The organism is Corynebacterium uterequi (genome assembly GCF_001021065.1).
Taxonomy (GTDB): Bacteria; Actinomycetota; Actinomycetes; order Mycobacteriales; family Mycobacteriaceae; genus Corynebacterium; species Corynebacterium uterequi.
Genome location: NZ_CP011546.1, coordinates 252,973 through 279,425, shown reverse-complemented (window position 1 = coordinate 279,425; position 26,453 = coordinate 252,973). Strand labels below are relative to the sequence as shown.

Annotated in this window: 25 protein-coding genes and 1 pseudogene; 5 read left to right on the top strand and 21 right to left on the bottom strand. The window is 67.8% G+C overall.

Features of this window, described 5'->3' with window-relative positions; all coding sequences use genetic code 11:
• Positions 1-861: 861 nt before the first annotated feature.
• Positions 862-2,178 carry a lactate racemase domain-containing protein gene (locus CUTER_RS01310; RefSeq protein ID WP_052843965.1) on the bottom strand — a complete coding sequence of 439 codons (1,317 nt, stop codon included), beginning with the start codon at positions 2,176-2,178 and terminating at the stop codon, positions 862-864.
• Positions 2,179-2,258: 80 nt separating this feature from the next.
• The gene (locus CUTER_RS01305; RefSeq protein WP_047260493.1) at positions 2,259-2,546 is read right to left on the bottom strand and encodes a DUF4229 domain-containing protein; all 288 of its coding nucleotides are present in this window, start codon (positions 2,544-2,546) and stop codon (positions 2,259-2,261) included.
• 204 nt (positions 2,547-2,750) lie between these two features.
• On the opposite strand from CUTER_RS01305, the gene CUTER_RS01300 reads away from it, so the two are divergent.
• Both CUTER_RS01300 and CUTER_RS11830 read left to right on the top strand, forming a co-directional pair.
• The gene (locus CUTER_RS01300) at positions 2,751-3,038 is read left to right on the top strand and encodes a hypothetical protein (RefSeq protein WP_047258909.1); all 288 of its coding nucleotides are present in this window, start codon (positions 2,751-2,753) and stop codon (positions 3,036-3,038) included.
• 184 nt (positions 3,039-3,222) lie between these two features.
• Positions 3,223-3,405: pseudogene (locus CUTER_RS11830) on the top strand (ISL3 family transposase); the annotation flags it as partial.
• Between the two features lie 157 nt (positions 3,406-3,562).
• On the opposite strand, the gene CUTER_RS01295 reads toward CUTER_RS11830, so the two are convergent.
• From CUTER_RS01295 to hemL, 8 genes are all read right to left on the bottom strand, one after another.
• Positions 3,563-4,039, bottom strand: a complete 477-nt coding sequence (locus tag CUTER_RS01295) for a hypothetical protein (protein ID WP_047258908.1) — start codon at positions 4,037-4,039, stop codon at positions 3,563-3,565.
• A gap of 823 nt (positions 4,040-4,862) precedes the next feature.
• The gene (locus CUTER_RS01290; protein WP_047258907.1) at positions 4,863-5,135 is read right to left on the bottom strand and encodes a helix-turn-helix domain-containing protein; all 273 of its coding nucleotides are present in this window, start codon (positions 5,133-5,135) and stop codon (positions 4,863-4,865) included.
• Position 5,136: 1 nt separating this feature from the next.
• Complete coding sequence (ccsB, locus tag CUTER_RS01285) at positions 5,137-6,075, bottom strand: c-type cytochrome biogenesis protein CcsB (protein WP_047258906.1); 939 nt, start codon at positions 6,073-6,075, stop codon at positions 5,137-5,139.
• Between the two features lie 57 nt (positions 6,076-6,132).
• Entirely contained in the window at positions 6,133-7,752 is a 1,620-nt protein-coding gene (locus CUTER_RS01280; protein ID WP_201775056.1) for a cytochrome c biogenesis protein ResB, read from the bottom strand.
• An 88-nt stretch (positions 7,753-7,840) separates the two neighbouring features.
• Positions 7,841-8,653 carry a cytochrome c biogenesis CcdA family protein gene (locus CUTER_RS01275; protein WP_047258904.1) on the bottom strand — a complete coding sequence of 271 codons (813 nt, stop codon included), beginning with the start codon at positions 8,651-8,653 and terminating at the stop codon, positions 7,841-7,843.
• The gene (locus CUTER_RS01270) at positions 8,653-9,249 is read right to left on the bottom strand and encodes a TlpA disulfide reductase family protein (protein WP_047258903.1); all 597 of its coding nucleotides are present in this window, start codon (positions 9,247-9,249) and stop codon (positions 8,653-8,655) included. The genes CUTER_RS01275 and CUTER_RS01270 overlap by 1 nt, the downstream gene beginning before the upstream one ends.
• Entirely contained in the window at positions 9,250-9,858 is a 609-nt protein-coding gene (locus CUTER_RS01265; protein WP_047258902.1) for a histidine phosphatase family protein, read from the bottom strand.
• Between the two features lie 9 nt (positions 9,859-9,867).
• Positions 9,868-11,199: a glutamate-1-semialdehyde 2,1-aminomutase gene (hemL, locus tag CUTER_RS01260; protein ID WP_047258901.1), complete on the bottom strand. Its 1,332-nt coding sequence runs from the start codon at positions 11,197-11,199 to the stop codon at positions 9,868-9,870.
• A 53-nt stretch (positions 11,200-11,252) separates the two neighbouring features.
• Here hemL and CUTER_RS11190 point away from each other — a divergent pair, with 53 nt between their 5' ends.
• Together CUTER_RS11190 and CUTER_RS01255 are read left to right on the top strand one after the other, a co-directional pair.
• A complete protein-coding gene (locus CUTER_RS11190; RefSeq protein ID WP_330217687.1) occupies positions 11,253-11,765 on the top strand; it encodes an FGGY-family carbohydrate kinase in 513 nt (170 codons plus the stop codon).
• Between the two features lie 264 nt (positions 11,766-12,029).
• Entirely contained in the window at positions 12,030-12,884 is an 855-nt protein-coding gene (locus tag CUTER_RS01255; protein WP_047258900.1) for an NAD(P)-dependent oxidoreductase, read from the top strand.
• Here CUTER_RS01255 and CUTER_RS01250 read toward each other — a convergent pair.
• The 11 genes from CUTER_RS01250 to CUTER_RS01200 all read right to left on the bottom strand — a co-directional run bounded on the left by CUTER_RS01250 (position 12,881) and on the right by CUTER_RS01200 (position 25,250).
• Positions 12,881-14,344 (bottom strand): protoporphyrinogen oxidase, encoded by a 1,464-nt coding sequence (locus tag CUTER_RS01250; RefSeq protein WP_047258899.1) that lies wholly within the window; start codon positions 14,342-14,344, stop codon positions 12,881-12,883. The genes CUTER_RS01255 and CUTER_RS01250 overlap by 4 nt on opposite strands.
• A complete protein-coding gene (gene hemE / locus CUTER_RS01245) occupies positions 14,344-15,402 on the bottom strand; it encodes a uroporphyrinogen decarboxylase (protein ID WP_047258898.1) in 1,059 nt (352 codons plus the stop codon). The genes CUTER_RS01250 and hemE overlap by 1 nt, the downstream gene beginning before the upstream one ends.
• A 32-nt stretch (positions 15,403-15,434) precedes the next feature.
• Positions 15,435-18,056: a heavy metal translocating P-type ATPase gene (locus CUTER_RS01240; RefSeq protein WP_047258897.1), complete on the bottom strand. Its 2,622-nt coding sequence runs from the start codon at positions 18,054-18,056 to the stop codon at positions 15,435-15,437.
• A gap of 8 nt (positions 18,057-18,064) precedes the next feature.
• Complete coding sequence (locus CUTER_RS01235; RefSeq protein ID WP_047258896.1) at positions 18,065-18,568, bottom strand: hypothetical protein; 504 nt, start codon at positions 18,566-18,568, stop codon at positions 18,065-18,067.
• Positions 18,565-19,158 carry a hypothetical protein gene (locus tag CUTER_RS01230; RefSeq protein WP_144412221.1) on the bottom strand — a complete coding sequence of 198 codons (594 nt, stop codon included), beginning with the start codon at positions 19,156-19,158 and terminating at the stop codon, positions 18,565-18,567. Before CUTER_RS01230 ends, CUTER_RS01235 begins: the two co-directional genes overlap by 4 nt.
• Entirely contained in the window at positions 19,159-20,193 is a 1,035-nt protein-coding gene (hemB, locus tag CUTER_RS01225) for a porphobilinogen synthase (protein ID WP_047258894.1), read from the bottom strand.
• An 81-nt stretch (positions 20,194-20,274) separates the two neighbouring features.
• Positions 20,275-22,029 (bottom strand): bifunctional uroporphyrinogen-III C-methyltransferase/uroporphyrinogen-III synthase, encoded by a 1,755-nt coding sequence (locus CUTER_RS01220; protein WP_047258893.1) that lies wholly within the window; start codon positions 22,027-22,029, stop codon positions 20,275-20,277.
• A gap of 170 nt (positions 22,030-22,199) precedes the next feature.
• Positions 22,200-22,559 carry a hypothetical protein gene (locus tag CUTER_RS01215; protein WP_047258892.1) on the bottom strand — a complete coding sequence of 120 codons (360 nt, stop codon included), beginning with the start codon at positions 22,557-22,559 and terminating at the stop codon, positions 22,200-22,202.
• A gap of 5 nt (positions 22,560-22,564) precedes the next feature.
• Positions 22,565-23,461, bottom strand: coding sequence for a hydroxymethylbilane synthase (hemC, locus tag CUTER_RS01210; RefSeq protein WP_201775043.1), 897 nt, complete (start codon positions 23,459-23,461; stop codon positions 22,565-22,567).
• Positions 23,462-23,483: 22 nt separating this feature from the next.
• Positions 23,484-24,836: a glutamyl-tRNA reductase gene (locus CUTER_RS01205; RefSeq protein ID WP_047258891.1), complete on the bottom strand. Its 1,353-nt coding sequence runs from the start codon at positions 24,834-24,836 to the stop codon at positions 23,484-23,486.
• Between the two features lie 123 nt (positions 24,837-24,959).
• On the bottom strand, positions 24,960-25,250 hold the full coding sequence (locus tag CUTER_RS01200) for a glutaredoxin family protein (RefSeq protein WP_047260491.1): 291 nt from the start codon (positions 25,248-25,250) through the stop codon (positions 24,960-24,962).
• Positions 25,251-25,426: 176 nt separating this feature from the next.
• Between CUTER_RS01200 and CUTER_RS01195 the strand changes: the two genes are divergently transcribed.
• A complete protein-coding gene (locus CUTER_RS01195; protein ID WP_047260490.1) occupies positions 25,427-26,452 on the top strand; it encodes an HAD family hydrolase in 1,026 nt (341 codons plus the stop codon).
• The last annotated feature ends 1 nt before the right edge of the window (position 26,453 follow it).

Sequence of the window (26,453 nt, the reverse complement as noted above, 5' to 3'; positions counted from 1 at the left end):
CGGCTGGCCCCGGGCCACCAGGCCAAACGTTTGCTGTAAGCCACTATGCGCGGCATACCCAACCACGGCTGCCAACGCCGGGAATCCTCCGCCCCAAGCGATGCACGTGCATCACCTCCGTCTCTCACGGCTGGCCCCGGAGCCACCAGCCCGAACGTTTCCTGTGAACCACTATGCGCGGCAGACCCAACACACGTCTGCCAACGCCGGGAATTCTCCGCCCCAAGCGATGCACGTGCATCACCCCCGAGCCTGTGCCCACCTCGAGCCACCAGCCGGACCGTTTCCTGTAAACCACTATGCGCGGCATGCCCACCCTCACCCAGCGCCGGGGATCCTCCACCCCAAGCGATGCACGTGCATCACCCCCGCCTCCCGTGGCTGGCCCCGAGCCACCAGGCCAAACGTTTGCTGTGAACCACGATGCACGGCATACCCAGCCCACCCTCACCCAGCGGCGGGGATCCTCCGCCCCAAGCGATGCACGCGCATCGCCCCCGTCTCCCATGGCTGGCCCCGAGCCACCAGGCCAAACGTTTGCTGTGGAGCACTATGCACGGCATACCCAGCCCACCCTCACCCAGCGGCGGGGATCCTCCGCCCCAAGCGATGCACGCGCATCACCTCCATCTCCCACGGCGAACTTCCCCGGCCACCCCCTCAACTGTGAAGAGCCGGTTATGTGGGTAGTACTCAGCGGCGCCTGCCTTGCCCGGCTGAATATACGAGAGCGGGGAAGCCCACAACAGCGGCCTTCAGGCGGCGAACAAGCGGTTGCTCACTGTCGCCGCGATCGGAGCGGTGGTCTGCGCCCTGGCGGTTCTCGCCCTGCTCTAGGCGCAGGCCCACCGCCGGGCAGAGCTATACGTGCTGCTCGTGCTCGGCGCGTTGCTCCAGCTTCGCCCGCGTGGACCACAGGCCAGCGGACGGGGTGGAGATGAAGAAGATCTCCTCGCCGTCGTCGAGGACGTTGATGCCGTCCTTCATGGTCTCCGGGTCATAACGCGCCAGCGCCTCCTCAAGGTCCATGTACTCGTAGCCGACGGACTCCACTTCCTCCCGAGTCAGTCCGCCCGGGGCGTAGCGAATGGTGAATCGCCCCTCCGAGGAGCCGTGCGGCAGGTGCGCGGTTCCGTGCGGAATGTCCTGCATGTCGTCGGCGTCCGGGTAGAGCCGCAGCGTCTCCGCCTGGGAGAGGTAGCCGTACTTGCGGATGAGGTCGTCCACCTCGGGCTGTTCGCCGAAGCGGATGACGCCGGGGGCGATGACGAGCAGTTCGCCGCCGTCGGCCACCGCCATGCGGGTGCGGTACACGGCCTTGTTGGCCACCCAGGTGGCGCGGAACTCGTCGGGCTGCATGTAGGCGACGATCTTCTTCACCGGCTCCTCGAAGACAGTGATGTTTTGTTCCTTAGAGGCGCGAGCCGCGTCGTAGTACGTCTCCAGGTCGTCGCCGACGTAGACGCCGGTGTGTTCCAGCACGCCGTCGTCGTTGTAGGCCATGACCACCTGGAAGTAGACGTCCGGCAGGTCCTGGAGGAAGTGCTCCTCGGCGTAGTTGAAGCAGGCGCGGGTGGGAGTGAGCAGGTTGCCGAGGTTGTTTTCGATGCCGTACACGGCCGACGCCATGTGGGACGCCCCGAGCAGTCGTTTGCCGCCTAGCCCGATGAAGTAGTTCTTGTTGTGGTTGGCGAAGCCGAGCACCTCGTGCGGCACCACGTGGCCGATGTTGATGATGAGGTCCCAGCGCTCGCCGATGAGCATCTTGTTGAGGTCGATCGGGAAGGGCCAGTTCACGAGTCCGCCGGTGGCCTCAGCGACCACCTCGGCGGGGACCTCGCCAATGTTGACGACGCCGGCCTTCCAGTCGTGGGCGTGGATATGGGATTCCGGGATGTCGCCGAACATCCACTGGTTGTCTTCGACGGTGTGGGGGACGTGCTGGCCCAGGGTGGGAATGACGTGGACTTCCGCGCCTTGATCGGTAAGGCGGTGGTAGAGCACGTTGGTCATCCGGCCGACGTCGGCGTGGGCGCGGGTGATGTCCGGCGGCAGGAGCAGGACGCGGGTGAGCTGGTCGATGCCGAGGCGTTCGACGCTTTCAGCGACCATGCGCTCGAGCGCTTGGTCGATTTCTTCAGGGGTGATGTGCGGGTGTTCGATGCTGAACCAAGTCATACCCACACGTTACGCCATCGTTCAATTGTTTTTTTGATTTTAGGGATGATGTGGGCATCCCGCATCCCGCCCACCGAGGGTCAGCGCCGGGCCAGCTCCTGGCGGATCCACTGCTTTCGCGCCCGACGTTGCTGCGACCACAACGCCACCGCCGCGGTCGCCTCCACTCGCATCGAGGAAAAGACCAGCATCGATAGCGGAAACGCCACGATGAGCGCGAGCAGCGCCGACATGACCAACGGCACCGGCGCGCCGATAACTAGCGAGGCCACCTGAATGATCACGGTCAGCACGACGAATAGCCCCAGCCGGGCCAGGCCGTAGAGGGCGACAGCGCGGTTGGCGCGGCGTCGAACCTGCGGGTCCACCTCGGGACGTTGGGTAGCATCGGCACGGGGCTCGGCGGCGTCGACAGGTGCGGACTCATCATCACGGGAAACAGTCACAAGCTCCTACCCTACTGCCTTCGGCGGCGGACTCACCGCGTGCTTCGCCAGGAGCGCTTGCCTGCCACGGCACGCTCGCCCGTATCCTGAGGGGCAGTATTCGTTTCTGGAGGTTGAACCTACGTTATGGGACGCGTGTTGCTTGTAATCCTCGTCGTCGTGGCCGTGTGGCTGTTGTGGAAGGCGTTTGGTCCGTCGTCGGGCTCACTCAACCGAGCCAGCTTCGGCCAGCGGCAGGCTCCGCCCGCCCGTGAGATCAAGGGTCCCGATGACGACGAAGAGTTCCTTTGGACTTTGGAGAAGGAACAATTCAAGCGCCGCCGGGAAGCGGAACGCGCTGCCGAACGAGAGCGTGAGGAGCGACGCCGCCGCGAGCACCACGACGATGCGGAGGAAGGCGACGCGAAACCCTAGAGGGTGTTTAGTGGCTTGTGTGTGGCAGTGAGCCACAAAGTGGCTCTTCCCAGTTGAGGGTATAGGGCCATCCTTCGGCGGTAGCGGGCTAGGGGGCGTATCGGCAACCGGATAGGCGTCGGACCTTTCGATGATGGCAGTTACCGCATAACCGATCAGCAAAGGCTAAAACCGGCACAGGGATGACGCGTTGGCACACTTCCCTCATCCGGGATCCTCGAACGGTCCGACCGGGGCGATCAACAGAGGCGATCAGCAGCAAGCTTGAGCACCTGAGAGGTATCGGGTCGGGGGCTCAAACCCCACCTACTACATCGCCAGGTCCTTGCTGGAGCCGGGAGGGTTCGGACCCCTGCTACACCCATAAATACGAAGAGCCCACTGGGCCAGCGCGCCGTACGGGTCCGGTCACCAAATTGATCCGGATAGACGTGCCACACCCTCTCTAGCCGGTTGTGTCACACATGTCTTGAGGCAGAACTGTCACTGAAGTCCTGATACATAACATCCCGGTCCTTCTTGCATCATTTTTCATCGCTGAAATATGTTTCAGTCATCTTCTTAGTGTTCACCCACGCTTGATGGACCTCCTCCTGCGTCATCCCTTCTTCCCAGGACCTCAACAAAACCACAAAAGTAAGCTCTACAGAAAAGGCCAAAAAACCAACCAAGACCCTACCAACGGTTTCACCTACAAGAAGAAGTGACCACAGATAATAGGAGACCGTCATCACCGAAAGGCTGAACAACACAGGAACCCAGCCACCCGGCGAACTGTGGCGCTTTCTCCTGGCATAAAAGTAATCGAAAACCGAAGTAAGGGTTGACCCAAGGAATACCCCAAGCACACACAGGAGAAGTAGGGAACCAAGACGGATTTCCAACGAAAAAACCCAGAAAGCAATCAGGATAGCCGGAAATGCGAGAACCCCCGAAAGGGACCCAACAAATAGGTGACCAAACCAAACATACCGAAAGGGGACGGGAACCCAACGAGTCATGTCCACCCCTCCTTAAATCAACTAGAAGCAAGCGGACACTATACTATCAACCCCAAGTAACATCTCCAAAAATTTGACTCCATCCTCGCCTATTTCACGGTATGCATCACCAGTCCTAATAGCGTTCAGGATTCCTCGAAATCCGCCCCATAGCTTCCGAGCTTGCTTAACCCAACTAATGACTTTTGCTACCGGGAACCCATACTGGGCCACCATACTCGCTAGCGCTACAGTACATTCGACCCATGAACCCCGATCAGTAGATCCCGCCAATGAGGGCGATATTCGAACTCGCAAGTCTCCGAGTTCTTCAGAAAGTCTAGCCTCATAGTTTGGCGTAGTCTGCGGATCAGCATACTTCAACTCATCTGATACACCCTCCAGAGCCTGAACTAGCCGATCGAGTTCAGAATCGGGCATGTTGGGCGAGATGGAAACTATCCCGGATCGACCTGAAGCGCCTAAATTAACATCAGAAGCCACTGCGACGGGAGTGGTGCCGGTGTGCGCGACCGCGAGAGCCACTGTCAAACCGGCGACAAGAACTCGTCTCAGGAAAACAGATCGTATACTCTGCATACGCCCAGCACAGACCACACAGAGCGGCGCTGTGCTGGTTTTGTGATTTAGCGTTCAAGTGCCCCACCTACCGGGTGTCCGACGGGTAGGATTCCGCTCTCACCTCAGCTGGCTAGAGCCTGGATATGAAGCGGGAAGGCACTCTAAGCGGTGCCCTCACCCACTTTCATGTAAGAGGAGTCGGTTTTTGGCGTTTGAGAACGCAGCCACCGTCACCGCCGGAGCGGATCAACCCTGCCGAGAGCTATCCGTCGCTGCCGTCCTTCGGCTCCAGCCGAAGCCGCAGCCCGAGGGCGTCGGCGACGGCTGCGACCTTTTCCCACCGCACGCCCGCGCCCCCGTGTTCGATGGTGTGCAGCGTGGAGCGCGACACCCCCGCGGCGTCGGCGACCTCTTGCTGAAGCCGGCCGGCGGCGCGGCGGCGCTCGGCCAGTTGCGCGCCGAGTTCGCGCAGCACCGGGTTGTCGCTCGCCGGCTTGCCGCTCTTGGCCCGTGGTCCGCTCTGCTGCGTGCTCACGTTAGTTCAGCCCCGCGTAGGAGTGCAGGCCGGAGACGACCATATTGATGAAGAACAGGTTGAAGATCATGGTGGCCAGGGCGACGATGTTGATGATCGCCGTGCCCCACGCCTTCCAGCCGGCGGTGGCGCGGGCATGCAGGTAGGCGCAGTAGAGGATCCACGTCACCAGGGAGATGGTTTCCTTCGGGTCCCACCCCCAGAACCGGCCCCAGGCGGATTCCGCCCAGATCGCGCCGAGGAGGATGCCGAGGCCGAAGACGGGCACGGTGATGATCGCGGACTTGTAGGCCAGGGCGTCGAGGTTCTTCGGCCCGGGAAGCGGCTTGATAATCGCGCCAATGACGCCGCGTTCCGTCCCCGGCTGCTGCCACACCCGCAGCAAGTAGAGCAGGGACAACACGCCGGAGAGCATGCCGATCGACGCGCCGAGTACGACGGTGGTGACGTGGATGGGCAGCCAGTTCGATTGCAGCGCCGGCACGACGGGCGCGGATGCGGTGTAGAAGACGGTCGCCCCGTAGAACATGAGCGCCAGCATGGGGGTGAGCATCCAGGGCCACAGGGTGCGCCACGACTTGCGGGTGGTGAGCGCCGTCGCCGCGCCGATGAACACGAACAGCGTGAGCATGAGCATGTACTCGTAGAGGTTGCCCAGGGGGAAGCGGCCGGCGGACAGGCCGCGAAGCGCCACAGCGAGCAGGTGGAAGATGATGCCCAGCCAGACCAGGGATTGTGTCATTCCGGCAAGCTGGTGTGCCCGGCGTTCGTGGCGCTCGGCGGACGCGTCCGCCGGCGTCGCCTGCTCCCGGCGGGCGTCGATGACCTGCTGCATCCGGCCGTAGAAGAACAGGGACACGATCAAGGCGACGCTGTAGACCACGAACGCGGTCTGGAAGGCCATGATCGAGTAATTGGACAGGGTCTGATCCACAGGCATGTTCCTAGACACTACCCGGGCGGTCGGGGGCGTCCAACGCTCGATCGCCCGGAGCACCTACTTTCGGTGGGCTGGGTCCACCGCGAGGACGTCGGCGTCCACGAGGGACTCTTGTTCGGTGTCGTCCGGGTCCGCCCACTGCATGACCGCCCGGGTGATCTCATGGAACTCCTCGCCCCACCCGGCGCGGTCGGTGCGGGCCAGGCCGCCGAACTCGACGTCGCACCCGCCGCCGTCGAGGGGGCGCACCCGCACCCAGATGCGCCGGCGCTTGATGGTTAAGGAGCCGACCAGCGCCACGAGCAGCACCACCGACGACCCCAGCACCCAGCCCTGGAAGGGGTCGCGGGCGATTTGGTAGTTGGCGAACTCGGCGGCGCCGTCGAAGGTGATCGTCGTCCCGTCGTCGAGGGTGACGGACTCCCCCTTGGCCAGGTTGACGCGCTCGACGCGCTGGAGCTGCCCGGAGTGCAGCAGGGAGGGGTCGAGCTCCCAGATGGACTGTGCCCGGCCGGTATCGAGCCCGGCGTCGCCGCGGTAGATGTCGATGGCCACCGCCGGGTCGCGCATCTCCGGGAACGCGGAGGTGAGCAACTCGCCGTTGTCCCCGCCCCACTCGGCGGTGGGGGCGAACAGCCCCTGCAGGGCGATCTGTTGCTTCCGCCGCTCCAGCAGGTCCGGGTACATTCCCGCCGGCGGGTCAAAGCGCATGATGCCCGACGACAGGAAGAAGGTGGGGTCCGACGGCTGCCACTGGATCATCTGGGTACGGCTCTCACCATTGGGCCAGGTCACGGTGAACTGCGGGGCGAAGCCGTGGCCTTGCAGGTAGACCCGGTCGCCCGCCACCCGCAGCGGCCGGTTGACGCGCAGGGTGTAGTCCCGCCAGGTGTCGGGGTCGGTGAGGATCTCGTCGCCCACCGCGTAAGAAATGTCAGAGGTGAACATCTCCGCCTGGCCGCTGGGGAGGTAGTCCGCGTGGAAGTTGTGGGCGATGAAACAGAACGGGGTGAGCCCGGTGCCGTCGAAGGTGGGCCCGGCGCGGAAGGAATCGAAGTTCGACGTCGACGTGTTGCAGAACTCCTTCGACTGCTCCACCGGCACCGCCGTCGGCGAATCCGAGTCCGTCACCTTGATGACCTGGCCTTCGTAGTAGACCATGCGCCCACCCACCATGGTGAGCAGCAGGGCGACGATGCCCACGTGGAACACCAAGTTAGCCAGCTCGCGGCCGTAGCCGCGCTCCGCGGACAGCGACCGTGCCCCAGCGCGGTCCTCGCCTGGGGAGAACTCCGCGACGTGCCACCGCTTGAGTTGGGCGCGGGCGCGGGCGAGGACCTCCTCCTCGCCGGCGTCGATGTGGCCCTCGGCGTGCAGCGGCATCCGGGTGAGGTACTTCGGAGCACGCGTGGGCGGGCGGCGAAACGCCCGCCAGTGATCCACCGACCGCGGGATGATGCAGCCGATGAGAGAGACCATGAGCAGCAGGTAGATGGCCACGAACCAGGGCGCGGAGAAGACGTCGAACAGCCCCAGCGCGTCGTAGACCTTGCCCACCCGGCCGTTGGCCGCCAGGTAGTCGGCGACGTTGGACTCGTTGAGGCTGCGCTGTGGCAGCAGTGCGCCGGGGATGGCCGCGAGCGCGAGGATGAACAGCAGCACCAGCGCCGTGCGCATGCTGGTCAGCCACTGCCACCGCTTCTTAAGCCAGGTCACGACTGGTTTCACGAGGCTATTTTTCCTTTCGCCGCGGCCGCTGGCCGCATTAGATGACGGTCATGCCGTACTCGACGGTCCACTGCCGGGTCCAACTGATGAACACGTTCCACACCCCCGTGGCCAGGAGCACCCCGACGGCGACCATGAGCGCGCCCCCGGCGATCTGAATGGCCCGCGAGTGCCGGCGCAGCACCCCTACCGCCGACATCGCCTTCGCCGAGCCCAGGGCGACGAGCACGAACGGCAGGCCCAACCCCAGGCAGTAGCCGACGATGAGCAGCGCCCCGCGCAGTGCGGTCATGCCTTCTGTTCCGGCGGACACGGAGATGATCGCGGCGAGGGTGGGCCCCAAGCACGGGGTCCACCCCAGGGCGAACACCCCACCGAGCAGCGGGGCCCCGGCCCATCCGGTCACCCGGCGGGGGCTGAGCCTCGTGTCGCGCTGCAGCGCCGGTACCATCCCCATAAAGACCAGCCCCATGACGATGGTGACCAGCCCGCCGGCGCGCATGAGCAGCTCCGCGTTGAGCGCCAGCGCGCTAATCATCCCGAACACGCTCACGGTGGCCAGGACAAACACGGCCGTGAACCCGGCGACGAAGAGCCCGGCGGCGCCCACCACCGCCGCTTGACGCTTCTTCGCCACGACGGCGCCGTGCTCGGCGTCGTAGCGCATCTCCCCGCCGACTAGGCCGGTGAGATACGACATGTATCCCGGCACGAGGGGAATCACGCACGGGGAGGCGAAGGACACCAGACCGGCCGCCGCCGCGGCGAGCATCCCCACCAGCAGCGGGCCGGAGGCGGCCGCGTCGGCGAAGCTCGCGCCCACGCTGGCCAGCAGCAGCACATCCGTCATTACTCCCCCGCCACCTCCTGCACGGCCGATATGATCTCGTCGCTCGTGACCTCCCGGAGGAACACCGCGGCCGGGCGGTGCTGCTTATCCAGGATGACGGTGGTGGGGATGACGGAGCTGGGCACGCCGCCGAGAGCAAGGGCGGTCTTAAACGGCGGGTCGTAGATGGACGGATAGGTCACGCCGTTATCGACCACGAAGTCCTGCGCGGCCTGCCTCTGGTAGTCGCGGACGTTGATGCCCAGCACGGTGCCTACGCCGTCGGCCTGCAATTGCTCGTGGGCGAGCTGGAGGTCGTCGACCTCCGCCCGGCACGGGGCACACCACTGCCCCCACGCGTTGAGCACAACGACCTGCCCGGCGAAGTCCGCGAGGTCAATCGTCGAGCCCTGCTCCATGAGGCTTTCGCCGCTGAAGCCGGCGAGCGGCTTGCGCTCCTGCACCGGGTAGAAGATCTCGGTCTGCCCGCCCGGGGTGTGGAACTCGAAGGTGCCGCCGGTGGCGACCGCGTTCTGCGCCGCGTCGGGATCAAACGAGCACGCCGCAGACGTCGCCGCCACCACGGCCGCGGATACCGCTACCAACAGCCGCCGCACTTAGATGTCCTTCGCCGGGGTGGAGTAGACGGTGTCGATGAGCTCATCGTCGGCGAACACCAGCGACGTCACACTGGCCAGGTCGCAGCGACGCGTCGCCGGGTTATGGGTCAGCGACTTGCCGACGGCGGCCCGCTGCACCATGACGATGGGCAGCTGGTGGGACACGATGATGGCCTCATGACCGCGGGCGGCATCCCGGGCGGCGTCGATCGCCACGTTCATCCGGGTGAGAATGTCCTGGTACGGCTCCCCCCACGACGGCTGCGTCGGGTTCACCATGAGCGGCCACCGCACCGGGTTCCACAACTGGGAGCGCCACCCCTTCGTCCGCAGGCCCTCGAAGCGGTTACCGGCCTCGATGACCTCCTCGCGCAGCTGCGGGGTCAGACCCGTGACCTCGGCGATGGGCTCTGCCGTCTCCTGGGTCCGCAGCAGCGGGGAGGCGAACAGCGCCGCGACGTCGTGGCCGGCAAAGGACTTCGCCGTGCGGGCCGCCTGGCTGCGCCCACGCGACGACAGGTGGTAGCCCGGCATCCGGCCGTAGAGAATGTTCTCCGGGTTATAGACCTCGCCGTGGCGCACGAGGTGAACGATGGTGGTGGTCATAGCCTGCCTTTAGGACGTGCGGGTGGCCGCCGCAGCCGCGCGAGCTGCGGGGACGAGAGCGGACTCAATCTTGTCAAAATCATCGTCGGTGAGCGCGGTGGAGACAAACCACGTCTCGAACACGCTCGGGGCGGCGTACACGCCGTGATCGAGCAGGGCGTGGAAGAACGCCGGGTAGCGGAACGTGTCCGCCGCCTTCATATCGGCAAAATTGTGCCCCGCCCCTTCGGCGAAACGCACCGACAGCATCGTCGACGCCCGCTGGATGTGGTGCGCCACCGACTCCCGAGACAGCGCCTCAGAGATCAGCCCAGCCAGGCGATCGGCGTTGGCGTGCAGCGTCGGGTAGATGTCCTCGCTGGCCGCCCGCAGCGACGCCAGGCCGGACGCCACCGCCACCGGGTTACCGGACAGGGTGCCCGCCTGGTACACCGGCCCCAGCGGGGCGAGGTGCTCCATGATCTCGCGCTGGCCGCCGAACGCCGCCGCCGGCAGGCCCCCGGACACCACCTTGCCGAAGGTGGTGAGATCCGCGGCGACGCCGTCCACCCCGAACCAGCCGGAGTAGGAGGTACGGAAACCCGTCATGACCTCGTCAAGGATGAGCAGGGCACCGTCGGCGTGAGCAATGTCCTTCAGCGCCTGGTTGAAGCCCTCATCCGGGGCGACGGTGCCCATGTTGCCGGCCGCCGCCTCAGCGATGATGCACGCGATCTCACCCGGGTGCTCGGCGAAGGCGCGCCGCACCGCGTCGAGGTTGTTATACGGAACGACGATCGTATCCGCCGCCTGCGCGCCCGTCACCCCCGGCGAGTCCGGCAGGGCGAAGGTGGCCACGCCGGAGCCGGCGGAGGCCAGCAACGCGTCAACGTGGCCGTGGTAGCAGCCCTCAAACTTGAGCACCTTCGCCCGACCGGTGAAACCGCGGGCCAGCCGGACGGCGGACATGGTGGCCTCCGTGCCGGAGTTGACCAGGCGGACCTGCTCCACCGACGTCCGCGAGATGATCTCCTCCGCCAGCTCGATCTCGCCTTCCGTCGGGGCGCCGAAGGACAACCCCTGCGAGGCGGCGGCGGTCACCGCGGCGACGACGTCCTCCCGGGCGTTACCCATGAGCATGGGCCCCCAGGAATTAACAAGGTCCACGTACTCATTGCCGTCGACGTCCACCAGCCGGGAGCCGCGAGCCGACGCAATGAAGCGGGTCTGCCCACCCACCGACCCAAAGGCCCGCACCGGCGAGTTCACCCCTCCGGGGGTGACGGCCTGGGCCCGGGCCAGCAGCTCCGCGGAGCGCGACGTGTTCTGCGAGGTGGCAAGGTTCTTCGAAGGCTCGGTCATAGTCAGCCATTCTAGGCGACGCTTCGACGCCGCCAGCCCCGGGCGGAAAGGGGGTGGTGGGGTCCTGTTGTCAGGGAGCACCCGCCGATGCGGCGGTGAGGCTCGCGCTTGCTTCTTCTCCGGGCGCGCACGGTGCGGTGTTTATCCCCTATCTTGACGGCGAGAGAACCCCCAATCGCCCTCACGAAACCGGCCGCTTAGTAGGGCTTACTAGAAAGGTGGGACGCGAAGACATCGCCCGCGCCTGCGTTGAGGGCTTACTGTGCTCACTAGCTGATGCGGTGAGTTTCTTGGAAGAAGTCTCCGGCAGCCGGGCCGAGCGCTTACTCTTCATCGGCGGAGGGGCCAAGTCCCTGGCTGTGAGAACCCTTGCACCTTCCGTTCTCGGCAGCGACATTGAGGTTCCTGAACCCGGCGAGTATGTGGCATTAGGCGCTGCCCGTCAGGCAGCGTGGGCGTTGTCTGGGGGAGCTGACCTCCCTCAGTGGGAGAAACGTCCCACTACCTGCTACTCCGGTGAGCATCATCCCCAGGTGCTAGAGGCCTACCGGGAAGCCCGCGGGTAAGCACCACTGTCACGACGCACTCGACGCCATAAGGCATATGCCACGTCGAGTGCGTCGTAATCATGCTGAGCCTTTCTTAGGAAGATGCCCCTTTCTCGGCATCATGCCCTCTCACCAACCCAGACCGCTTCAGCAGAGGTGAACGCCAGCAGTGGCCCTGATGACGACAGTCCTACCTGACGCGACGTATCGCTCATGACAACCCCCTTCACCGTCCTAGGCGAGATTCTGCCAAAACCGCCGCTGGCAGGCAGACTGGAGCCCATGAAGATTGCTTTTCTAGGAACCGGCCGCATGGGCACCGAGCTTGCCCTCCACCTCATCAACACCGGCCATGAGCTGACGGTGTGGAACCGCACGAAGGACAAGACCGCCCGCCTCGCCGAGGCCGGAGCGACCGTGGTCGATACGCCCGCCGCGGCCGTCGACGGTGCCGAGATCGTCGTCACCAGCCTCTTCGGCCCCAACACGGTCCGCGAGGTGGTCGTCGAACCGGGCCTCATCCCCGACGGTGTGACGTGGGTCGATTCCACCACGGTCTCCCCTGCTGACGCCCGCGAGTTCGCCGCGGCGTGTGACACCTACGTGCACACGCCGGTCATCGGCACGCTCGGCCCGGCGCGCAAGGGCGGCCTCGGCGTCTACGTCGGCACGCCCGACGACGCCCGTCGTGCCGCCATTGTGGAGCTGGTCACCCCGTGGGCGCAGGCGAACCTGGACCGCCTCGTGGCGGTGGATTCCGCCGCGAAGGCCGCCACCGGCAAGCTGCTGGCCAACCTCGCCCTCGCCGTGACCATTCAGGGCGTGAAGGAGGCGCTGTTCCTCGGCGCGTCCGAGGGCTTGGATGCCGAGGAGGTGCTCACCATGCTCAACTACACGGGCCTGGAGTTCATGAAGAACATGAAGACGCCCTTCATCCTCGGCGAGCGAGAGACCGCCCCGGGCGACTTCACCGTTGACGCCATCGCCAAGGACGCGCAGCTCATGCTCGACACGTCCGCGCGCGAGCTCCCGGCCGTGGCCGCGTCGCTGGCCGCCCTGCGTGAGCAGCAGGAGCTGGGCCGCGGCGATGAGGACTTTTCCTCGGTCGTCGTCTACCGGGCCGACACCCGCAGCTAGCCCAGCAGCCGGGCGGCGCACGCCCGCGCGTCGGCGATGACGGCCGGCACGCCCACCCCGCCGGCCCACGCGCCGGTCAGTTCCAGGCCGGGGACGGCGCCAAGTTCGCGTCGCACCGTCGCCACCGTGGCGAGGTGGTCGGCGCCGTAGCGCGGCAGTCCGCCGAACCAGCGCTGGGTGTAGATCTCGGACAGGCCGGCGGCCCGGCCATCGAACCCGGTGATGGTCTTAAGATCGTCGAGCGCCCAGTCGACGAGGGTGTCCTCGTCGGTGCGCAGCGCCGTGGTGTCGCCGAAGCGCCCGAAGCTGGCGCGCACGAGCGCCCCGCCGCGCTGGCCTAGGTGCGGCCACTTCTTCGAGGAGAACGTGAACGCCTTGGTGTACACGCCGGGTTCGTCGGTGGCGATGAGCACGCCGGAGTTGTCGGGCAGGCCGGCGTCGGAGTCGAACTTCATGGCGACGACCACGGAGTCCGCCAGCTTCACCGGCGCCAAGGCGGCCGCCACCGCGGGCGCCGCCTGCTTGAGCAGCATGGCGGTGGTCGGTGCCGGGGTGGCCAGCACGAGCAGGTCGTAGGGCTGCTGCGCAGCCTCCCCACCGCCGGTGACCTGCCACTTCCCGGCCTGGCCGGTGATGCCGGAAATGAAGCTATCGACGTAGATGTCGGCGCCGGAGTGCTCGGCCAGCGCCTCGTAGAGCTCGGCGTAGCCACCACGGAAGGCACCAAAGATGGGCGCGGGCTTCGCCGGCGCTTCCGCCGCTTCCGCCGCCCCCGACGTGGCCTCCGCCGCAGCGCGCGCCGCGGCCGCCGCCTTCATCTGCTCCGCACGCGCGGCCTCCAGCCGGGCCACCGCCGCGGACAGGGTGACTGGTTCGCCGGCCTCGGCCAGCGCGTCGAGGGATTCGGCGAGCGCCGGCACGGTCGCGCGCAGGCCCAGGTCGTAGGCGGTGCAGGAGTACACCCCGCCGAGCAGCGCGGAGACGCAGCGATCCACCACCTCAGCGCCGTAACGCTGCGCAACCAGCTCGCCGACGGCCACGTCCTGGCCCACCTGCCACTCAATGCCCGCAGACGAGCCTTCCGCGTCAATCCGGGCACACGTCTCAGCGCTCACCAGGTGCGCCACCGGGGCGGACGTGCTGGGGATGCCCATCATGCCGCCGGCGGGAAGCGGCTTCGTCTCCCCGCCGCTGTAGATGAGCGAGCGCAGCCCCGAGGGGGACACCACGGAGTCACCCAGGCCGAGGGAGTCGAAGAACTCGCGGGCGTCGGCGCGGCGGGCGATGAACGCCTCGGCGCCGACGTCCGTCGGCCCGGAAGCGAAGGCGGCGGTGAACAGCTTCCCGCCGAGGCGGTCGGTGGCCTCGAAGACGTCGATGTGGGCGTCGGCCGCCCGTCGGCGCAGCTCGACGGCCGTGGTGAGCCCGGCCAGGCCGGCTCCGATGATGGCGATGCGCATTAGTTCTCCTCGTGGATGATGGCGACGGCTTCGGTGATGGCCTCGGCGTCGGTGGTGGGCAGCACCCCGTGGCCGAGGTTGAAGATGTGGCCGCGGGCGTCGCCGGCGGCGATGGCGCGGGCGGCCTCGGCCTTGATGCGGGCGACCTCGCGGCGCACCACGGCCTCGCCGGCGAAGAGCAACGCCGGGTCTAGGTTGCCCTGGAGGACGCGGGGGCCGGTGGCTTCAGTGATCCGGCGGGCGGCGACGTCGAGCGGCACCCGCCAGTCCACGCCCATCACCTCAGGCCCGGCCTCGCTCATGGCGCCGAGCAACTCCCCGGTGGACACCCCGAAGTGGATGCGGGGGATCTCCCCGGCAACGGAGGCGAGGATCTCGGTGGAGTACGGCAGGACGTGCTCGCGGTAGTCCGCCTCGGTGAGGTAGCCGGCCCAGGAGTCGAACAGCTGCATGGCGTCGATGCCCGCCGTGACCTGGGTACGCAGGAAGGCGGTGATGGTGGGCACCAGGCGGCGCATGAGGGCGTGCCACGTGTCCGGCTCGGCGTGCATCATGGCTTTGGTGCGCTCGTGGTTCTTGCTCGGCCCGCCCTCAACGAGGTAGCTGGCCAGCGTGAACGGCGCGCCCACGAAGCCGATGAGCGCCTGGGTGTCGGTGAGCTCGCCAAGGATGCCGGCGATGCCCTCGGCCACCTCTGCCACCTCGTGGTCGAGGATGGGTAGGGCGTCGACGTCCGCGCGGCTGCGGATCGGGGCATCCATCACCGGGCCGCGGCCGGGGACGATCTCTACGGCCACCCCGGCGGCGCGCAGCGGCACCACGATGTCGGAGAAGAGGATGGCGGCGTCGACGTCGTGCCGGCGCACCGGCTGGAGCGTGATCTCGGCCAGCAGCTCCGGCATGAAGCACGAGTCCAGCATGGACACGCCTTCGCGGACGCGGCGGTACTCCGGCAGGGAGCGACCGGCCTGGCGCATGAACCACACGGGCGTGCGCGACGGGGTCCGGCCGGCGGCGGCGTCGATCAGCGGGGCGTCGGTGAGCAGGCGTCGAGTCATGTGCTCATTATGGCCGACGCCGTGCGGGGCGCCTAGCCGCGGTACCCGGCGAAGGTGCGCAACAGGTTGGAGCGGTGCTCGATGAGCCACGAGGACCCCACCATGAGCAGCGTCGCCACCATCGGGTTAAGCAGCCCGGAGATCGCGGCCGCCACGGCGAGGCCGTTGTACACCCAGCTGATGATGATGTTGCCGTCGACGATGCGGCAGATGCGTCGTACGTGCGCGAGCAGGTCCGCCAGCGCGGTGACGCTCTCCGGCAGCATGATGACGCCCACACCGCTGGCGTGGCGGCGGTTGACCAGGTCGAGCGCCTCGGTGGGGCCGAGCAGGATGCCGACGTCCGCCGCCTTCATGGTGGGCAGCACGGAAATGTCGCCCACCATCGCCACGGAGGCGCCGTGCGCGTTGGCCATGCGCACCGCCTTGAGCTTCGCGCCCGGCGCGATGCCGGCGAGGACCTGGTCGATGCCGATGCGGTCCGCGAATGACCGCGACACCGGGTAGGCGTCCCGGGAGATCATGATGGTCTCCACGCCCTGACTCTCGACCTTGGCGATGCCCTCCTCGGCGTCCTCGCGCACCGTGTCGTGCAGCAGGATGACGCCGCGGTCCTTGCCCAGCCAGCCGACCACCATCGGGGTGCCGCCGGAGGCGACGGCCACCCCCAGCCGGCCGGTGAGGTCGCTCATCGTACGCGGGCGCCACAGTTTCGCGTCCACCTGGCGGGTGACGACGTCACCGTCGCCGTCAACGACGGGCAGCTCGATCATCCCGGTGAAGGTGCCGTCCTCGGTGATGGCCAGCCGGGAGGCGTTGATCCAGTGCGGGATGTCCGACTCTGCGGTGCTCAGCTCCCGGTCCCGGGACGCCCGCGCGGCCTTGACGATGGCGGCCGACGCCGGGTGGTCGGACTCCATCGCCAGCGCCGCCGCCACCCGGAGGATGAGCTCGGGGTTCTCCCCGCGCTCGGCGACGACGTTTTCCACCGTGATCTCGCTGGTGGTCAGCGTGCCCAGGCGGTTGATGATGACCGTGTCCACGTTGCTTAAGGAGCGCACGATCTGCCCGTCGCGCAGCATGATGCCCTTGCGGGCCGCGGACTCGATGCCGTGGCGAATCGCCAGCGACGGCGAGATCGCCAGGGCCACGGGAGCAATGGCGGCGAGGACCGCCAGCGCGGTAGCCACCGAGGCGTTGAGGTTGTTGCTCACCAAGTACCACAACAGGAAGTCCACGACGGCCACCGCCAGCGCGATGGGCAGGAGGTAGGACGCCGAGCGGGTAGAGAGCATACTCGCGGTGTTCTGGCGGTAATTCGCCTCTTCCACCCAGCGGTGGATGGCCGCCATGCGGGTCTGGTGCCCCGTCTTATCCACACGGACCTTGATCCGCCCACCGGTGTTGCGCTCGCCGGCGTAGACGTAGTCGCCCACCTTGACGGTGGTGCCAGACTTCACCCCGGAATCCACCAGGCCCGGGTCGATGGCGCACGACCCGCCGATGATCGCCCCATCCACCGGGATGACCTGCCCGGTGGTCACCACCACGTCGTCGCCGACGTTGACCTCCTGCAGCGGCACCCGCGTGGACTGCCCGTGGGCTCCCCCGGCGCGCTTGGGCCGGGCGATGGTCACCACGTCCTGGGGTTTGGGGTGGTCGGCGATCATTTCGTCGATGAGGCTCGTGCGGGTCCGCATCGTCAGCAGGCGCCCGCCCAGCAGCACGACGGTCATGACGCAGGCGACGTCGAGGAACAGCTCGCCGTCGTCGATCGTGGAGTGGTTGAAGGCGAACCACGTCGGGGTGGACTGCCAGCCGATCTCACCTGCCGGGGTGAAAAACATCATCGCCGCGGACCACAGGTACGCCACGATGATGGCCAGGGCGCTCGCGCCGTCGAGCGCGGTAATACCGCGGCGCACCCCGCCGGCCAACGCCCGGTGAAACGGCCACGCGCACACGGACACCACCGGCGTCGAGCATGCCAGCGCCATCCACTGCCAGCCGGGGAACTGCAGGTGGGTGGTGTAGGAGACGAGGATCACCGGCACCGTGAGGATGATCGCGAGGATAAGGCGCCACGGGGCCAGCAGGCGCCGCGACGTGTAGAGCACGTCGCCGTCCGCGCCCTCGACGGTGTCGCGGCGGCGGGCGTCGTACTCGCGCAGGAACCCGGCCCGGCGGGCCTCCTCCGCGGCGCGGGCCTCCTCCACGAGGTGCCGGCGCAATTGCCACGGCACCCGCCGCAGGCGTTCGGCGTCGTCCTCAGCGTCGAGTGCCGAGCCACCGGAGATACGCCGGCGCAGCGAGGAATCCGTGAGCGTCGCCGCGATTCCGAAGCGGTCCATCACCCCGGTGAGCTTCGACGGCCCGACGTCCTCCGGCGCGGTGATGTACGCCCGCTTCTCCGGGAAGATAATGCGGGCCCGCACCCCGGGCAGCGCCTCCAGGGCGTCCTCCACGTCGGCGACGTCCGGCGCGGAATTAAGCCCCACCAGGTCAAAAGCGTAGGAGATGTTCCGGTTGGACACCGACCGCAGGCTGCGGGTGTCGGACACGTCCAGCCCGGCGTCGCGGGCGGCCTGGCGGGCGGCGGCGATGGTCTCGTCGACGGAGGACGGGGACGAGGCCCCGGCAGCGGGAGTGTTCATAGCGACGCCTAGTTCGTCATGGACCGGCGCAGGCGCTGGTCCTCGCAGTAGCGGATGTACTTATTAGCCGACGGTCGGGTGACGGCCACCGCGGCGAAGGCCAGCAGCGCCACGATGACGATGGCTGCCAGGCCCGACACGGTGACGATGAATCCCAGCAAGTTGAGGAACACGCCGGAAAAGATAGCGGCGCCCAACACCCGGCGCGCGGCCTTGCGCCCCCGGGTGGTGGCCGACGCCGACCACACGACGACGGCGGCCAGCACCAGGTTGCCGACGGCAACGATGCGCTGGTTACGCTCAAAGCTGTCAATGACCTCCAGCGGTGCGTCACCGCCGACGAAACCGACCGAGAACATCACCAACGACGACACGACCATGAGCACCGCGCCTGCCAGCGCCAGGACGTAGCCGGCCACGAGCGACTGCGGGCGCACCCCGTCGGGGGTGGTGTCGCGCCAGCGTCGGTTAGGGTCATCGCCGCCAGTGACCGGCGTCGGGAACATGCTCATCGCTCATCGCCTCGGTCCACGTCGAAGTAGGACACTGTCTCCGGCTTCCGGGCGAAGATGATACCCAGTACCCCGGCCACGGCGATGATGATCTGCAGCGAGCCATCTAGCAACACCAGCCAGTCCGGCAACCCCGGGTAGGTGGCCTGCGCGGTGAGAATCACCAAGCCGCGCACCGCCCAGAAGATGGAGAAGACGATGAGTAGACGCTGCGCCCCCGGCGCGGTGCGTCCCCGCCGGCTGATGAGCACGACCGCGGCGCCGAGCCCGCCGACGATCGCCAGGTTGAGCAACCCCAGCAGCCCGATGGAGACGTACACGCTTAGCCGCAGCATCGCGTCCGGCATGTCAGCGAACTGGGGGTTATCGGAGAGGGACTCCTTCGACGCCGCCAGGAGCTCAGAGGGGTCGAGGAACCCGCTGATGATGCTGATGATCTGGTGGATGAGTTCGGCACCCACCGCAGCCGCCCACAGCCTCAGCATGAGTGTTGCGGCCTCAGGGCGCGGGGCGTGGTCCGGGCGCCGGCGCGCGGGCTCGGCGACCGAGGCGTGCGGCGGCGCGGGCGCTGGGGCGTGCGGGCTGCTCACCTAGTACTCCCCGGAGTTCAGCAGCCGTGCCGCTGAGACGGCGTAGTAGCTAAGGATCTGCTCCGCGCCGGCGCGCTTGATGGAGGTCAGGGACTCCATCATCACCCGGTCCCGGTCCACCCACCCGTTGCGGGAGGCGGCCTCGATCATGGCGTACTCGCCCGAGACTTGGTAGGCAGCCACGGGCACCGGGGACATCTCGGCCACGGCGGCCAGCACGTCGAGGTACGGCAGGGCCGGCTTGACCATGACGAAGTCCGCCCCCTCGTCGATGTCGAGCTGGGTTTCCAGCAGCGACTCCTTGAGGTTCGCCGGGTCCTGCTGGTACGTGCGGCGATCCCCCTTCAGGCTGGAGCCGACGGCCTCGCGGAAGGGCCCGAAGAAGGCCGAAGCGTACTTCGCCGAGTACGCCATGATGGCGACGTCAGCATACCCGGCGTCGTCGAGCGCCTCCCGGATGGCGCGGACCTGGCCGTCCATCATGCCCGAGGGGCTGACGACGTGGGCACCGGCCGCGGCCTGGGACACGGCCATCTTCTGATACAGCTCCAGGGTCGCGTCGTTATCCACCATGAGGCGCCCGAAGCGATCCTCGGCGACAACGCCGCAGTGGCCGTGGTCGGTGAACTCGTCCAGGCAGGTATCGGCCATGACGATGACGTCGTCGCCGAACTCCTCGCGCAGGGCGGCTACAGCGCGGTTGAGGACGCCGTCCTCGGCCCAGCCGACGGAACCGGTGGCGTCCTTGTCTTCTGCGAGGGGAACGCCGAAGAGGTCAACGCAGAGCACGCCGGCCTCGCGCGCCTCGGCGACGGCGGCCTTGAGCGAGTCGAGGGTGTGCTGGTACACCCCCGGCATCGATGAGATCTCCCGGGGCTCGCTGATCCCGTCGGCGAAGAACATCGGCAGGATGAAGTCCGACGGGTGCAGGCGCGTCTCGGCCGTCAGCGCCCGCAGCGCCGGGGTGGTGCGCAGGCGGCGGGGGCGGCGGTACGGCGAGAGCGGTGTGCGGGGGTTCTGACGGGAGTCAGCCACGGTGGGGTCCTTTCCTCGAACTTTCCTCAGACTAGGAACGGCATATGCCGTCCCATCTTAGGACCCCGCACGCACCGGCGCTTATTCTCCCGCGGCCTGGCTGGCTTCTCCCGGGGCCTCCTCGACGGTGGCGGGCTTGCGCCGGGCGCGACGCTTCTTGCGCGCCGGCGGCAGTTGGCCCGCGGCACGCAGGGCGGCCACGTGGTCGGCGAGGGCGTCGACGAGGTGCTCGACGTCGGCGATCTCGGGGACGACGTCGACCCGCAGGCCGGCCTCCTCCGCGGCGGCCGCCGTCATCGGGCCGATGCACGCGATGATGGTGCGCTGGTGCGGTTTGCCCGCGATGCCGACGAGGTTCTTCACCGTCGACGCGGAGGTGAAACACACCGCGTCGAACCCGCCGGACTTAATCATGTCCCGGGTCTCGGCCGGCGGCGGGGAGGCGCGCACGGTCCGGTAGGCGACCACGTCCTCGGTCTCCCACTCCAGCTCATGCAGGCCGTCGACGAGCACGTCGGTGGCGATGTCCGCCCGTGGTAGCAGCACGCGGGACACCGGGTCGATCTCCGCGACGTAGTTGGGGAACACGTCCACGAGCCCGGCGGCGTTCTGGCGGTTGCGCGGCGGCATGAGCTCCGGGGTCAGTCCTCGTTCCCGGATCGCCTCGGCCGTCTTGGTCCCCACCGCGGCCAGGTGCACCCCGGCGAAGGAGCGGGCGTCGAGGCCCAAGGTGTCGATCTTCTCCCACACGGCGCGTACCGCGTTGACCGAGGTGAAGACGATCCACTGGTAGCGGCCCTCGATGATGCCTTTGATGGCGCGGTCCATCTGCGCCGGGTTGCGCGGCGCCTCCACGGAGATGGTCGGCACGGACTGCGGGATGGCGCCGTAGGTGGCCAGCCGGGCGGACATGGGCGCCGCCTGCTCCTTGGAGCGCGGCACCAGCACGCGCCAGCCGTACAGCGGGCGGTTCTCCCACCACGAGTACTTGCTGCGTTCGTCGACGCTCGTGCCCAGGGTGACAACGAGCTGCCCGTCGAGCTCGGCCTTGATCTTCGGCAGGGTCGCCAGCGTGGTGTCGTAGGTGCGCTGCAGCCGGGTGGTGCCGTTGACGGTCACGGACGCCGGGGTGCGCGGCTCCATACCCTCCGCCTGGAGTTTCTCGGCGATGGCGGCGAGGTCCTCGGCCTTCGCCTGCAACACCAGCGGCTGCGGGGCGGCGGCTAGGCGGGTCCAGTCGGTGCCGTCGCCGGAGATTTCCGCCTCGGTGTACGTGGACCCTAGGGCGATGCCGGCGAAGGAGGGCACCGTCGACGGCAGGGACATGCCCGGCACGACCTGGAACTCGAGGCCGGCCGCGGACACGGCGGTGATCTCCTCCTTGATGGAGTCTCGGGTCAGGGGGTTGCCGGACACGAGCCGGATGATGAGTCCGTCGCCCACCTCGACGTCGTCGTTGGTGAGGTTGGCTTCCACGTACTGCTTGGCGGCGATGAGCTGGTCGACGACGGCGGCCGTCGACTCGTTCGCTACCTCGCGCAGCTCCGCGGCCGTCGGCTCCTCGGGCCGCGGCGGCTTGCGCCGGGCACCTGCCTCCTTGGCGGTGGCGCACAGGTGCTCGTAGAGCTTCTCGGCCGCGTCGATGCTCGCCTGGGGAACGGGAAGCCGCTCGGCGACGATTTCGCGGATGCTGCCGGGCACCTCCGCGTCAACGACGGCGAGGGCGTTGTTAGCGAGCACGTCCCGCGCCCGCACGGTCAGCAGGTCGGGGTTTCCCGGTCCGGCGCCGACGAACACGATCGTCCCCAGCTGGGGAGTCGAGGAAGCCTCAGTCATGGAGTTCTTTTCTAGTCTCGGCAAAATATGGACACGTCACCCAGTCCGGGGCCAGACAAGTCCTACACACCGTGCGCTCCTCAACGGACCTTTATCACCACGGCCACCCCGGCGTATGGTATTGACTACCTTAAATCAGGAACCCGCTAAAGGAAAAACGCTCGCGCATCCTACGTGGTAATACGGCGTTCCAGTTCGCGGACATACTCGTCCGCCGCGGACGACGACACAATGATCCGATCAAAGGTCACCGACCGCAGCTGGATCTCGATCCCGGGCTGCCCCCGGTGACTCACCACGAAACTGCGCCGCCCACCGGCCTCCCGCGTCACGCCGGACACCGTCACCCCGGGGATGCGGGTGGACTGCTCGAACACCATGCCCTCCACCACCCGGGCCGTGTCCGCCAGGAACTGAACCTCCGCCACCGAGCGCAGCGGGATCGTCAGGTGCGAGCGATGCATGAGCAGCTTCTCCCACCAATCGAGGTGGACGCGCACCCGGTCCTCAGTGATGTCGAGCCGTGCCATGCGCCCTATCCTGCCATGATTCGGTTGGCCCCACCCGCCAGCAGGCGACGCGCCAACCGAACGCCCGCGTCCGCCGCCTCGGCGACGCAAGCCGACTCGGACTCCCGCAGCCGGCGGGACCCGTCCAGGGAGAACACGCCCGCGGTGACGGTGATCGTGTCCCCGTCGACGCGCGAGAACGCCGCCACCGGCGCGGTGCAGCCGGCCTCCAACTCACGCAGCACGGCGCGTTCCGCGCGCACCTGCGCCGCCGCCACCGGATCGGCCAGCCCGTCGATCGCGGCCCGCGCCCGGTCGTCGTCCGCCCGGCACTCCACCGCCAGCGCACCCTGCGCCGGGGCGGGTAGCAGCACCTCGTGATCGAAGACCTCCGTGGCGCGCTCCTGCAGCCCGACGCGGCTCAGCCCCGCGTAGGCGAGAACCACCGCGTCGAGCTCCCCGCTCGTGACCTTGCCCATGCGCGTATCGATATTGCCCCGCAGGGGACGAATGTCGAGATCCGGGCGCAACGCCCGCAGCTGCGACACCCGCCGCGGCGCCGACGTCCCCACGCGCGCGCCCTCGGGCAGCTGCGCCAAGGTGAGGCCGTCGCGGGCGATGAGCGCCTCCCGGTTATCCTCCCGCACCGGGGTGATGAGGTGGAAGCGGGCGTCGGGCGCCGTCGGCAGGTCCTTGAGCGAATGAACGGCGACGTCGCAGCCGCCGGTCGCGAGACTGTCGCGCAGCGCCTGGGTGAACACCCCCACCCCGATGCGCTCCACCGGTGCCATGTTGACGTCCCCGGCGGTGGTCACGATGGTCAACGAAGCCGGGTAGCCGGCGGCGACGAGGCCGTCGCGGACGTGGCCGGACTGGGTGGTCGCTAGCTTCGAGCCGCGGGTGCCGATGAACAAGGTGGCCATGGGAATCCTCCTTAAATTAGCCCTAGGCGCGTGCGCGGTGGGGCGGAATGATGCGATCGGCGTCGGTGCTGGGAAGCTGATCGGCGGCCACCGCCACCGACGGCGACGGCGTGGGTTCCAGGCCGAAGAGCTGCTGCAGGGCCGTCTCGTAGGTGATGGTGGCGGACTCCGCCGCGAGCTTCTTCGCCTGCACGGTGGGCACGTGCAGCAGCTTGTCCACCACGCGATGAACGGTGCGGGAGACTTCCGCGAAGGCGTCGTCGTCCAGCTTCGGGCGCAGCCGGCCCAGCTCCGACTCGGCGACATTGTTCGCCGCCTGCCGCAGCGCAGCCACCGCCGGCGCGACGTCGCGCACCCGCTGCTCCGAGGCGTAGGCCTGCAGCTCCTCCGACACGATGGCCTGCGCCCGCTTGTGCGCCTCAGAGGTGGAATCTCGGCTGGTCACCGAGTGATGCATGGACTCGATGTTGACCAGAGTCACCCCGGGGACCTCGCTGAGAGCGTCGTCGATGTCGCGCGGCAGGGACAGATCGACCAGGATGAGACCCCGGCCGCCGCGCTCCGCCGGGACGTCCGCGGCGTCGATGGTGAACCCATCCGCCCCGGTGGCCGAAACCACCACGTCCACCCCGTCGAGCGCCTCCCGGCGATCCGCGAAGGCAATAGCGCGCGCCGCCACCCCGGCCTCGCGGGCGTGGCTGGCCAGGCGCTCCGCCCGCTCCACAGTGCGGTTGGCCACCACCAGCTCCGCCACGCCGTGCTTGCCCAACTGGGTGGCCGCCAGCGACGCCATCGCCCCGGCGCCCAGCACCAGCGCGCGCATGCCCGCGAACGACGCCCGCCCGGCGCGGCGCAGCGCCTCGTCGAGGGCGAAGGTCACCATCGACCCGCCGGCGTCGTCAATCCCGGTCTCCGCGTGCACCCGCTTGCCCGTGCGCAGCGCGGTCTGGGACAAAGAATGCAGGTGCGGCCCGACGGTGCCCGCCCCGGACGCCTCCCGGTAGGCGTTGCGCACCTGGCCGATGATCTGCTGCTCCCCCACCACCATGGAGTCCAGCCCCGAGGTGACAACCATCATGTGCTCCGCGGCGGCGTCGGCATAGCGGACATAAAGATAGGAACGCAGCGTGTCTGGGTCAATACCGGAAATCTCGTTGAGAACCGCCACCACGTCGGACACTCCGGCGTGGAAGGCGTTGGTGACCGTGTACACCTCAAGGCGGTTGCACGTGGACACGATCATCGCCTCCTGCAGCGAGGAGCGTTCCATTAGCTTGGCGACGGCACCGCCGCGGACGTCGTCGGCCATGCTCAGGCGCTCCAGAAGCGAAACGGGCGCCGATCGATGTGACATACCGACAACAAGGACACTCACGGTGTATCTCCCAGCGATGATCTCTCTAAGACTTTTTCCAACGGAAGCAGGCTACGCGCAAGCGTACATCTAGCGAAAAGCTACCCCCGCAACGCTAATACATCCGCCGCGGCACTTCGCTTCTTAGGTGAGCCTGCGTTGCGCCTCCGCGCCGCCGGCCGCAAGCTCCTCGGCGAGCTCCTCGCTGTCCACCTCCCAGCAGGAAAACTCCTCCCCGTCGATGACTACGACGGGCACCCGGTCGCCAAACTCCACCGCGAGCTCCCCGCCCGCCGACGCCGTCACATCAACCACCCGCAGCTGCGCCCCGGCGTCCGCGACGATCGGGCGGATCTGCTGCTCGACCCGCAGGCAGGAACCGCACCCCGGCCGCACCATCAACTCCACCACCCTGGTGTGTCCTACCTGTTCCATCTCCGCCTCCGGTCGTGAGAGCATCTTCCGGCCGGTCCCAGCCACCACGGCCAAGCCCGACAGTCTACGCTGACAGTATCCCGTCACTTAGTCCCCGACAAAGGCTGAAGAAAACCGCCGTGACCCCCGCATCGCCCCCCGATCCTGCCCTGAGTTCGACGCTGCCCTCCACCGCCATGGAGTTCCTCACCGTCTGGACCGCCTCCCGGGGTAACGTCCGCGACTTCGTCGAAAACATCGCCGCCCCGCCGCTCGGCGAACAACCACAGCGCGAGGCCGGCGAGGCGGCGGCCGCCGCAGCCGTCGAGGAAGTCTTCGGGCTGGACCTCGACTCCTACACCGCCGGCGTGGACACCGTCCATGGCGCCCGGGCCGCCGCCGGCGCGCCGCGGCTGACCGCCCCGGACCCGGACATCCCCGTCGACGACGGCGCCGCCGCCTTCTTCGACGTGGACAACACGCTCATCCAGGGCTCTTCCCTGGTCCAGCTGGGGATGGGCATGGCGCGCAAGAAGTTCTTCACTCCCACCGACGTGGCCACCATGACCTGGAAGCAGGCCAAGTACCGCCTCACCGGCTCCGAAAACGCCGCCGACGTCGAGGGCGGCCGCCGCCAGGCGTTGGAATTCATCCGGGGCCGCAGCGTAGCCGAACTCGTCGAGCTCGGCCGGGACATCGTCGACTCGCGGATGATTACCAAGGTGTACTCGGGCACCCGTGAGCTCGCCCAAATGCACCTCGACGCCGGCCAACAGGTCTGGCTGGTCACCGCCACGCCGGTGCATCTGGCGCAGATCCTCGCCGAGCGCCTCGGCTTCACCGGCGCCCTCGGCACCGTCCCGGAGCAGGTCGACGGCGTGTTCACCGGCCGGCTGGTAGGCGACATCCTCCACGGCCCCGGCAAAGCCCACGCGGTGGCGGCGCTGTCCGCCCTAGAAGGCTTTGACCTGTCCCGCTGCACCGCCTATTCGGACTCCGCTAACGACCTGCCCCTGCTGTCCATGGTGGGCACCGCGGTGGCGATCAACCCGGACCGGCGGCTCCGCGGCGAGGCGATGAACCGGGGCTGGATCATCCGCGACTATCGCAGCGTGCGACGGGCGGTGAAGACCTACGGCGTGCCCGCCCTGGCCGCCGCCGGGGTCACCCTCGCCAGTATGCGGGTGACACGTGCCGGTGAGCGCCTGCGCCGACGCCCCTAGC